General features: G+C 70.2%; 10 protein-coding genes. 2 read left to right on the top strand and 8 right to left on the bottom strand.

Translation table 11 applies throughout. The features are described from left to right. Positions 1–892 (top strand): carbohydrate-binding protein (locus tag D7V80_RS37745; protein ID WP_233586030.1); only part of this gene is annotated, 892 nt, incomplete at its 5' end. 248 nt (positions 893–1,140) lie between these two features. Beyond that, the gene (locus D7V80_RS37740) at positions 1,141–2,787 is read left to right on the top strand and encodes a Rieske 2Fe-2S domain-containing protein (RefSeq protein WP_120592677.1); all 1,647 of its coding nucleotides are present in this window, start codon (positions 1,141–1,143) and stop codon (positions 2,785–2,787) included. Between the two features lie 19 nt (positions 2,788–2,806). On the opposite strand, the gene uraH is transcribed toward D7V80_RS37740, so the two are convergent. The 8 genes from uraH to D7V80_RS37700 form a co-directional block, all read right to left on the bottom strand. Then, complete coding sequence (gene uraH / locus D7V80_RS37735; RefSeq protein ID WP_014397447.1) at positions 2,807–3,148, bottom strand: hydroxyisourate hydrolase; 342 nt, start codon at positions 3,146–3,148, stop codon at positions 2,807–2,809. After that, a complete protein-coding gene (gene uraD / locus D7V80_RS37730; RefSeq protein WP_120592676.1) occupies positions 3,145–3,657 on the bottom strand; it encodes a 2-oxo-4-hydroxy-4-carboxy-5-ureidoimidazoline decarboxylase in 513 nt (170 codons plus the stop codon). The genes uraH and uraD overlap by 4 nt, the downstream gene beginning before the upstream one ends. Continuing rightward, positions 3,654–4,676, bottom strand: a complete 1,023-nt coding sequence (alc, locus tag D7V80_RS37725) for an allantoicase (RefSeq protein ID WP_120592675.1) — start codon at positions 4,674–4,676, stop codon at positions 3,654–3,656. The genes uraD and alc overlap by 4 nt, the downstream gene beginning before the upstream one ends. Positions 4,677–4,704: 28 nt before the next feature. After that, positions 4,705–6,054, bottom strand: coding sequence for an allantoinase AllB (gene allB, locus D7V80_RS37720; RefSeq protein ID WP_120592674.1), 1,350 nt, complete (start codon positions 6,052–6,054; stop codon positions 4,705–4,707). Further along, positions 6,051–7,493, bottom strand: coding sequence for an FAD/NAD(P)-binding protein (locus D7V80_RS37715; RefSeq protein ID WP_120592673.1), 1,443 nt, complete (start codon positions 7,491–7,493; stop codon positions 6,051–6,053). Before D7V80_RS37715 ends, allB begins: the two co-directional genes overlap by 4 nt. Positions 7,494–7,580: 87 nt before the next feature. Beyond that, entirely contained in the window at positions 7,581–8,366 is a 786-nt protein-coding gene (locus tag D7V80_RS37710) for a hypothetical protein (protein ID WP_147447350.1), read from the bottom strand. Beyond that, positions 8,363–9,493 carry a hypothetical protein gene (locus tag D7V80_RS37705; RefSeq protein ID WP_120592671.1) on the bottom strand — a complete coding sequence of 377 codons (1,131 nt, stop codon included), beginning with the start codon at positions 9,491–9,493 and terminating at the stop codon, positions 8,363–8,365. The genes D7V80_RS37710 and D7V80_RS37705 overlap by 4 nt, the downstream gene beginning before the upstream one ends. 32 nt (positions 9,494–9,525) lie before the next feature. Continuing rightward, entirely contained in the window at positions 9,526–10,626 is a 1,101-nt protein-coding gene (locus D7V80_RS37700) for a hypothetical protein (protein ID WP_120592670.1), read from the bottom strand. Positions 10,627–10,662: the final 36 nt, after the last annotated feature.

Below are 10,662 nucleotides of genomic sequence, written 5' to 3'. Positions count from 1 at the left end.
CCCCGAGCCGGAGGGCACGCCGGAGCCCGTCCCCTCGGAGACGGAGGCCCCGCAGGACCCCTCCGCGCCCGCGCCCACCGCGCCGCCGGAGGACACGCCGGCTCCCGCTCCTTCGGGGGTGGACGGCTTCGGCGTGACGATGATGTACCCCTCGCTGCCGGGCGGCGAGTCCTGGGCGCTCGCGGAGGACGCCACCGCGGACAGGCGCTTTGATCCGCAGGGCACCATCACGCGCAACGCGGACGGCTCCTGGAAGATGAAGAGCACGAAGGTGCGCATGAGCGCCTTCCCGTCCTCCGGCTACGACGCGAAGCAGATCCCCACGTATGACCGCGACGTGCTGGCGAGCCGCGGCTACATGCAGGCGGCCAACGACTGGAAGAACATCGAGATGACCGGCTTCGTGAAGGTCAACGCGGTGAACAACAACCAGGACAACTTCGCCTGGTACGCGCGCGGCGGAAAGCACAACGACAAGAACTCCGGCTGCGAGGGCAGCAGCTACAAGGGTGGCCTGCACTACGACGGCCGCGTGCGCTGGGAGAAGGAGACCTGGCACGTGTCCTACGACCAGGCGCCGTACAAGCCGGCCGCCTCCGCGCTGAAGGGCCGCTGGGTGGGCTTCAAGGCCGTCATGCGCAACGTGCCCGGTGCGAACGGCGGGGAAGCGGTGAAGCTGGAGCTGTACCTCAACGACAACGCGGACAAGGTCTCCTGGACCAAGGTCTACGACATGACCGACGACGGGAAATGGGGCGGGGATGCCCAGCACTGCGGCGGCTCCGTGGGCGCCATGCCGATCACCTGGGGCGGCCCCATCGCCACGTTCCGCTGGGACAACGCCACGGACGTGGACTTCAAGTGGCTGAGCGTCCGGGAGATCCAGCCCTAGGCAGGCCGCACGCCACGCGTCCTGAAGTCGGCAGGAGAGGGGGGCCCCGCGTGGGCCTCCCTCTTTTTTTGTTCGCGGCCTGACGTGACGTCCGTGGGCTTTCCGACAGGCGGGGCGCGCCGGGGTGCCGCTGGAAAGAGACGCCCTAGCTTCGCAGCCTAGCTGACGCCGGGGCCTTGGGCTGCCCGCGCACATCCACTCAGGGCGCGGTCCTTCCGGCCGGGCCCTCCATTCGAGGGACGACGTTCATGCGGATCACCTTCCTGGGTCATGCGGGCTTCGCGGTGGAGACCGCCGGAGCGCTCGTCGTCATGGATCCGTGGCTGACGCCCCAGGGGGCCTTCGACTCCGCGTGGATGCAGCTGCCGCGCAACCACCACCTGGCGCCGCGCGTGAAGGAGCTGCTGGAGACGCCGGGCAAGGAGCGCTTCCTCTACATCAGCCACGAGCACAAGGATCACTTCGACCCGGAGTTCCTGGCCACCATCGCGAAGCGGGACTTCACGGTGCTGGTGCCCAGGTTCCGCCGCTCGGAGCTGCGGGACATCTTCGAGAAGTACGGCTGCAAGCGCGTCATCGCGTGCGAGGACTCGCGCGAGATTCCCATCAAGGGCGGCTACATCAAGATCTTCGTGTCCGAGCAGGGCACCAACCGCGACTCCAGCGTGATGGTGCGCGGCGACGGGCAGTGCTTCCTCAACATCAACGACTGCAAGATGCATGATCGGCTGGTGCGCGTCATCGCGGAGGAGGGGCCCATCGACGTCTTCTCCGCCCAGTTCTCCGGCGCCATCTGGCACCCCACATGCTACGAGTACCCGGAGGCGCAGTACTCGGCCATCAGCCTGAAGAAGCGCGACAGCAAGTTCGAGGCGGTGGCGCGCGCGTTGGAAGTGGTGCAACCCCGCGCGTACATCGCGGCGGCGGGCCCGGCGGCCTTCCTGGACCCGGCGCTCTTCCACCTGAACTTCCAGGACGTGAACATCTTCCCGCGCGCGCCCGTGCTCTTCTCCTACCTGGAGAAGCGCATGCCCACGCTGCCCACGCGCTACCTGGAGCCCATGCCCGGTGACGTGCTGGACGCGGGCTCGCTGGAGTTCGTGTCCCAGGTGCCGGAGCGCGTGACGACGGAGAACTTCCAGGAGTACCTCCACACGTACGCGAAGGACATGGCCTACGTGTTCCGCGAGCGCCGCCGCAACCTGATGCGCGAGGAGGTGGATGAGATCCACGGGCGCCTGCGCACGGAGCTGCAGCGCAAGCTGGACCTGCTGGACCTGCACGACCGCGTGGGCATGCCGTTCTACGTGGAGCTGACGGAGGCACCCACGCGGCTCTTGCGCGTGGACTTCAAGGCCCGCCGCGTGGATGAAGTGACGGAGATGCGCGACAAGAGCCGCTACGCGATGAAGGTGAGCGCGAGCGACATCGTGCGCGTGTTGGATCGCAAGCTGAACTGGGAGGACTTCCTCCTGTCCTTCCGCCTGCGCCTGTCCCGCAACCCGGACGTCTACGAGCCCGTGCTGCACGGCTTCCTGGGCGTGGAGGTGGAGGACATCCGCGAGTTCTGCGACGGCATCCGCGCCACGGAGGCCCAGAAGGAGCGCACCGTGGTGGAGGCTGGCGGCAAGCGCTTCACCATCCAGCGCTTCTGCCCGCACCAGGGCGCGGACCTGGCGGAGGGCTGGGTGGAGGAGGGCCGCTACGTGGTGTGCCCGCGCCACCGCTGGCAGTTCGACCTGCAGAACGGCGGCGCGTGCAAGACGAACAACTCCACGCTCTGCGCGGAGCCCGTCGCGGACAAGCCGGAGAAGGTGGAGCGCGGCGGCGACAAGGCCCCGGCGGACAAGGTGCCCGCCGTGGACAAGGCGCCCGTCGAACCGCCGCGCGTCTGAGGCTTCAGCTGCTCCGGCCTCAGCTGCCCCGATAGGTGGAGAAGCCGAAGGGACTCAAGAGCAGCGGGACGTGGTAGTGCTCGTCGGTCGCGGTGACTTCGAACACGACCTGCACATAGGGGTAGAAGCCCCGCTGACCCCGGGCCTGGAACCAGGCCCCGGTGTCGAAGGTGAGGCGGTACACGCCGGGCTGAAGCTTCGTGTTCGCGCCCGACAGGTCCTTCACCCGTCCGTCCGCGTTGGTGACGCCCCGGGACAGCTCCCGGAAGTCTTCGCCCGAGCGGGCCTCAAGCGTGAGGGAGAGCCCCTCCGCGGGACGGCCCGTGCTCGTGTCCAGGACATGCGTGCTGAGGGTGCTCATGACGAGAGGAGCTTCTCCAGTCGGATGCGGGTGATCTTCGCCTGCTCCCCGGCCGCGATCTTCAGCTCTTCGTCCGGGGTGTGGTGCATGCGGTCCTGGAGCAGCTCCAGCATCTGCGCCGCGCTCTTGCCCGTGGCGCAGACGAGGAAGATGAAGCCGTAGCGGGACTCGTAGTCCCGGTTGCCCTGGGCCAGCGCCTGCAACACGCCTTCGTCCGCGCCGGCTACGCCCTTCTGCTCCTGTGACGACCACTGCGCGGTGGAGGCGAACTTCTCCCGCAGCTTCGACACGTCGCCGATGCGCGGGTGGTGCGTGAAGGCCTCCTTCCAGTCCTCCGGCCCCGTGCGCGCCCAGGCGTCCGCGGCCTCCGCGTACAGGTGCTCCGCGTCGCGGAACGGGCGGACGGCCAGCATCCGCTGGACCCACTTCGTGCTGCCGCAGCAACGGGTGAGGGCCTCGGTGGCCTCCTCCGTCGTGGCGGTGTTCAGGCGCTCCAGCGGCGTCGTCACGCCGGCTCTCCGAAGAGGCGCAGCCGGCTCACGCCGCCGTCCGGGAAGATGTTGAGGCGCACGTGGGTGATGGGGCCCACGTCCTGCAGCTCCTTCTCGAAGACGTGGCAGTGGTCCGCCTGGAGCTTCGACTGCGGCAGCAACTCCTTCCACTGGAGGTGCGTCGCGTTGGCGAAGTCCAGCAGCGGCTCCTCCAGGTGGATGCCCTCCAGCGAGCAGCGGTCCGGGAAGTTGCCCTTGAAGAAGTGGGTGTCCACCTCCGCGCGGCGCAGCGTGCCCGCCGTGGCCAGCTTCACGACGATCCAGTCGAAGCCCGGCACGCGCTTGCGGCGCGTCTCCCAGCCCTCGCCCATGTTCGCCGCGCGGCCCGGGAAGATGAGGTTGTCCTTCGTGCTGAAGAACTGATCGTTGCATGTGACGACGGAGCCGCCGTTGGCCGCCGCCGCCAGGTCCACCAGCCCCGCCTTCTTGAGCGCGTGCCAGTCCGGCAGCACCTGCCCGTGCACGCGCAGGCGCGCGACGCCGCCGTCCGGGTAGATGTTCAGGCGCACGTGCGTGAAGCGCCGCTCGTTCGCCACCGCGAAGAGGTTGCGCGAACCGCCGCGCAGGCGCTGCTTGGGGACCAGCTCCGTCCAGCGCGACACGTCCTCCGCCAGCGACTCCGGCGACGGATCTCCGTCCACCTCGCACGCGTCCAGGGAGGCGTACTCGGGGAAGTTGCCGAGGAAGTGGTTGGTGTCCACGTCGATGCCGTGGATGGCGCCGGGCAGGCCCAGCTTCACGATGCACCAGTCGTAGCCGGGCACGCGCTTGCGGCGCGTCTCCCAGCCGTCCATCCACTTGCCGCGCTCCGTGTACTTGTCCGCGATGAAGACGCCGCGCCCGGGCTCCAGCATCGATTCCTTGGGCGCGAAGAACTCGTCGTTGGCCAGCAGCGCCTTGCCGCCCACCTTGCGTGCGGCGAGGTCAATCAAGTCAGCGAAGGCGACGTGCATCGCTCCGGGTGCTTCGGCTTGCATCGGTTTTCCTCTCCCGGACCGCCGGGGCCTATCCGCGCGGCAGCCACTGGCCGATGCGCGGGCCCGTCAGTCCCTCGGTGGCGTCGAAGATACGCTGGCCGCGCAGGTATGTCCTCATCACCCGGCCTTCCAGCTCGCGACCCGCGTAGGGCGTCAGCCGGTGCCGGTGGCGGATGTCCTCCGGCGCCACCTTGAAGCGCGCCTCCGGGGCGAAGACGACGAAGTCCGCGTCCAGCCCGGGGCGGATGGCTCCTTTGCGCCCCGACAATCCGGCCAGCTTCGCGGTGCGGTGCGCCATGCGGTCCACCAGCGCGTCCAGGCCCAGGCCGTGCGCGCGCATGCCCGTCCAGACCGCGGACACGCTGAGCTGCAAGCCGGCGATGCCGCCCCACGCGCCGGAGAAGTCCCCGGCCTCCAGCTTCTTGAGCGCGGGCGTGCAGGGCGAGTGGTCCGACACCACCAGGTCGATGAGGCCGCTCTTCACCGCGTCCCACAGCCGCTCGCGGTTGGCCGCCTCGCGGATGGGCGGGGCGCACTTGAAATGCGTGGCGCCGGCTTCAATCTCCTCCGACGTGAAGGTGAGGTAGTGCGGGCACGTCTCCACCGTGAAGGGCAGCCCTTCCGCCTTCGCCTTCGCGATGTCGTCCAGCGCGTCCGCCGCGGACAGGTGGACGATGTGCACGGGGCCCCGGTGCTTGCGGCACAGGTCGATCATCATCCGGATGGCGTCCACCTCCCACGCGGCCGGGCGGGACGCGAGGTAGCTGGCGTAGGCGCGCACGTCGCCCGCGAACGGCGGCTCATGGTCCGTCAGCTCCGCGTGGACCAGCAGCGGCACGCCCGCCTTGGTGAGGATGGGCATGGCCGCGTCCAGCACGTCGCGCGTGGCGGCGGGAAACTCGTCCACGCCCGAGTGCACGAGGAAGCACTTGAAGCCCGGTGCGCCCGCGTCGACCATCGCCTGGAGCTCGTTCGCGTTGCCGGGGATGACGCCGCCCCACAGGCCGTAGTCGATGGCGCACTGGCCTGACGCGGCCTCCGCCTTGGTGCGGAGCGCGGCCAGCGATGTGGTGGCGGGGATGGAGTTGAGCGGCATGTCCACCACGGTGGTGATGCCGCCCGCCGCCGCCGCCGCCGTCGCCGTGGCGAAGCCCTCCCAGTCCGTGCGGCCGGGCTCGTTGATGTGCGCGTGGCTGTCCACGATGCCGGGCAGGAGCGCGTCCCGGCCCAGCTCCACCACCTGCGCGTCCTTCGGCACGTCCACCGTCGCGTGGATGCCTTCGATGCGCCCGTCGCGCACCACCACCGCCGCGGCGCGCGTGCCTTCGGGCGTCACCACGCGCTCACCGCGAAACACCGTCACACCAGAAGCGCTCACGTCTCGAACTCCGTCGTCGCGTAATCCGCGAGCGCGCGGAAGTGGCGCTCGCTGTCATCCAGGTAGAGCTGTTGGGTGATGCCGCCCACCAGGCGGGGCAGGCTGTACTTCATGCCGGAGATGCTGGCACCGCCGAAGCCCAACGAGAGCAGGCACCCGAAGGTGTAGTTGAACACGCCGCCAATCCACGGTGCGGTGCCGGGCTGCTTCTCCTGGAACTCGAAGGAGGGGCCCAGGTACGGGTGGCGCAGCAGGTCCGCGTGCCGTTCGTTCTCCGGCGGCGTGAAGCGGTCCCTCCACAGCGCGATGTGCGGGTGCAGCTCCGCCAGCTCCGGGCGCAGCGACAGGTCCGTGGTGAAGCCGGACGCGATGATGAGGAAGTCGAACGCGTGCGTCGCGTGCGGCGTGCGCACCACGGCCATGCCGTCCTGCGCCTTCACCTCCACCCAGGGGCTCTCCGCGTGCAGGTGGAAGTGCGGGTGGCGGCGGGCGCGCTCGAAGGTGTCGCGCGGCGGCAGCTGGCCCATGTCGATGATCTGCCGGATGAAGCGCCAGCGCTGCGCGTCCGGCAGGTCGCCGTGGTGGCGCAGGAAGCCCGCGAACTCCGCCCAGCGGTAGGGGTTCACGTTGGGCAGCTTCTTGCGGCGGTAGAACAGGTCCACCTGGCCCACGCCCGACTCCAGCGCCACGGAGGCGTTGTCGAACGCGGAGGCCCCCGCGCCCAGCACGCCCACGCGCTTGCCCTTCAGCGCCGCGAAGTCGATGGGGTCATGCGTGTGCGCCCACAGCGCGCGCGGCAGCGGCTGCACCTCTGGCGGCGCCTCCCAGCGGCCGGAGCCGTCAATGCCGGTGGCCAGCACCACCTTGCGCGCGAGGAGGAACTCCGTCTCCCCGTTGTGCGCGGCGGGGACCTCGAAGCAGTCGAGGTCCTTGCGCCAGCTCAGCGCGCCCGCCTTGGTGCCGCACTTCACCGGGATGCCCAGCACGCGCCGGTACCAGAGGAGGTAGTCCGCCCACAGCTCCTTCGGGATGAGGGCCACCTGCTGGAAGCCCTCCGCGCCGTGCTGCGCCTCGTACCAGGCGCGGAAGGAGAGGTTGGGGATGTTGTAGTCCGGACCGGTGAGGTACTTGGGCGTGCGCAGGGTGATCATCCGCGCGAACGTCTTCCAGGGCCCGTGGAAGCCGTCCCTACCATCGTCCAGAACCATCAAGTTCGTCACGCGCTCGCGCATCAGCCCGAACGCGGCGCCCAGCCCGCTCTGGCCTCCGCCCACGATGAGCACGTCCATGATGGGACGTCCGTCCGGCGTGGATCGCGGTGGCACCCAGCCGCGGGCGGGGTACGACAGGATGTCCAGGTCGCGGCGGAGGGCGTCTTCCAACGCCTCCAGTCCCTGCGGTGGACGGAACGTCGAAGCCAGCGGATCGCGGTCGGGCATCAGCCTCAAGCAACCCACGCCCGGATTCGCCATGCAAGGGGGGCCCCCCAGGCATTCGCCTCGACGGGCGGGTTCCGGACGACCGCGTCAGAGGTGCGACGTGGGCCCGGCCGCCTGGGGCACGAGCAGCTCGAAGCGCACGCGTGCGTTGTCCGTGCGCATTCCGGCGGGGCCTTCCAGGCGGAGCGCGTCCGCGGGCAGCAATCCCTCCCAGACGCGCAGGCCGTCCGCGTACACGGTCAGCACGTTCGCGTCGATGCGGGCGCGCAGCACGTGGGACTCACCGGGGGACAGCCTGTCCAACGGCTCCATGAAGCGCGGACGCACGGTGATGTAGCCCGCGTTGCCGCACTCGCGGCTCTCGTGGTCGTCCGGGTTGGACTTGAACTGGACCACGATGCCCGCGGAGGGTGCGATGCGCCACATGGCGTAGATGAGGTTGCAGCCGTCCCGGGCGCGCAGCTTGAGGCCCACCTGTTCGCGCTGCTGGCCCGACGCCAGCGGAATCACCTCGCGGGTGGCGCCCAGCCACGTGAAGCGCAGCTCCGCCTCGTCTCCCGTCGTCTCCGGAACGACCGCGCGCTGGCGAGGCCCTTCGATGGCGAACCGCGTCCCGTCCTGTTCGTCCTCCTCTTGGTCGTTCACGACCTGGCCTTCGGTGACGTGCAGCTGCCGCCGCGTGATGGGGGCCAGTCCGTTCTTCGTGGGCGGCGGGTCCGAGCGCAGCGCGCGCGTGTCGGGGGCCGCGGGGGATTCCATGGGCTTCCTCGCGCTGTTGCAGGCGCCGTGGCTCAGGAGCAGTCCGACCGCCCACAGCATCAACACGCCCGACGTCCCGAGCGCCACCCACCGCCGTTGTCGTGCGTCGCTCATGGGCCCGCTCCTCCCAGGAGCGTGCGGAGGGTCTCCAGGTGCGCGCCCAGGTAGGCCTGCTCCGCCTGGAGCCGCGCCAGCTCCAGCAGCAGGTAGTCCCGGAAGCGGCGCACCTGCCGCGTCTGTAATTGCTCCACCTCGCGCAGCTGTCCCTGGAGGTCGGACACCAAAGCGGACACCTCGCCCAGCCGCTGCTGCTCGCTCTGCTCGGCGATGCGCAGTTCGCCCAACAGCTGGCGCACCCGCCGGGGCGCTCCGTCCACCGCGTCGCGCGACTCCAGGCGGCGGCCCTCGCGGGCCTGGGCATTGGCCCGGCCCTGCCACAGCTGGCCCAGGTTGTAGCCCAGCGTGAGCTGGCCGAAGAGGGGCGTGCTCTGGTCCACGTCGAAGACCTCGTCGTAGCCGCCGCGCACGCTCAGGCGCCACGCGTCCGACGTGCGCAGGCCGCCGGACAGGACCTCCACCTGATCATCCGCGGCCTCGAAGGCGCTGAGCAGCGTGCTCAAGGTCTGCCCTTCCGGGAGCGCGGGTTCGAGCGCCAGCCGTTCGCGGGCCTGGGCGGTGGCTCGCGCGAGCGAGCGCAGGTGATCCAACCGCACCTGCACCGCGTTGAGCTCCTCCAGCGTCGCGCCGCCGTCGCGCAGGTCGTCGCGCAGTTGGGCCACCAGCTCCTCCGCGCGGGGCAGGGAGGTCGCCAACGCCCGGGCGCGTGCGTCCAACGCCGCCGCCTCTCCCAGCCGCGGGCCCTGCTCCACGGCGCTCTGGAGCGCGGCGAGCGCCTGGTAGCGGCGGCACTCGGCCTCCGCGCGCGAGCGCAGGGTGCGGCCCCGGTAGAGGCCCACGAAGTCGTAGCCCAGCCCCGCGGTGACGCGCAGCTTGGGCGAGCCCAGGGGCGAGTCGTCCGAGCCGCTCGCCGCATCGCCCGCGTTCACCGCGCCCACGCTGGCGAACACCTCCGGCGCAAGCTCCAGCGCGGCCTCCGCCTTCGCGGTGCCGCGCACGCGTTCGCAGTAGCCCTTCGCGAGGTCTCCCCGGGCCCGCACCGTCCCCGCTTCTTCCGCCGCCGGTGCCATGCCCGCCCACAACCCGAGCCCCAGCAGGGCTCCCCTCGCGAGGCTCGTCCGCATCCTCCGCTTCCTTTCCGATTTCACGACGGGGTTCACAGCATCAGCGGGGGATGGCCCAGATGGAGCAGCGGCTCTCGCGCGCTCGGCGCATCCCGCAGCTGGAGTTCCACCATCACGCCCCGCAAGTGGTACTGGCGGATGGGGTGCTGCTGGGAGATTTCGCCCTCCAGCACGGGCCCCACCACGCCCACCTCTCGGCACCAGAAGATCTTGAGCGCGCAGGTGTAGAGCGGGGTGCCGGCCCGGGCGTTGGGCAGGTTCTCGTAGGGCACGAAGGCCACGGTGAGGTTCTGCTCCAGCGCCTTCAGGTACGGCGAGGCGTGCACCACCTGGAGCAGGTCGTCGAAGCGGCGGATGCGGTCGTCCAGCGCGCGCACGTCCGCCTCCAGGCTCTTGCGCTGCGCGTCCGCCCGGGCCAGCACCAGCACCGACTGCGTGTATTCACGCTCCAGGAGCAGCGTGTCCGTCGTCAGGCCCTCGGCGGCGGCGTCGCGGCCCAGGCCGTTCTCCGCCGCAGTGAGGCCTTCACTCTCGCGCCGGAGCATGTCCAGGCGCATGTCCAGGTCCACCGTCTCCTGCGCCAGGGACAGGTTGCTCTGCGCCATCTGCGCCAGGTGGTGGTTGGTGGTGAGCACGTCCTCGCGCTCCATCAGCTTCGCGCCGTAGAGCGCGTTCGTTCGCGTGCGGGCCAGGCCGCTGAAGGCGCGGTTGGACTCGGCGATCTCCTCGCCCGTGCGCAGGTACTCCTGGCGCAGCGCGGACAGCCGCTTCGCCAGCCGATCCCTGGCGCGCTTCTCGCCCTTGAGCGCCACCACGAAGCGCTGCTGGAAGGACCGCTCCGAGGCTACGGTCCGTTCGGCCTCCAGGAGCTTGTCCTGCGCCTCGCGCCGCCGGGCCATCAGCCCGTCCCGCTCCGACTCCTGCTGCGCCGCCTGCGCGTTGAGCGCCAGCACGTTGGGGTCGGTGGGCGACAGGATGGTGGGCGCCGCCCAGCTGTTGCTCGCCAGGAAGAAGCCCTGCACCGCCAGGAACGACATCAGGCCCAGGAGGATCAGCGCCAGCAGCACCGAGCCCATGAACTTGTAGGCGGACACCGCGATGGAGTTGAGCCGGTTGGCGACCTGCTGATTCATGACGGGGTTCCCTCGCCTGCGGAGTTGGACGTGAGC

Origin of the sequence: Corallococcus sp. CA054B, from assembly GCF_003611625.1 — a bacterium.
Lineage (GTDB): Bacteria > Myxococcota > Myxococcia > Myxococcales > Myxococcaceae > Corallococcus > Corallococcus coralloides.
The sequence above is the reverse complement of the archived record's forward strand: the minus strand, read 5'-3'. Positions and strand labels throughout refer to the sequence as shown.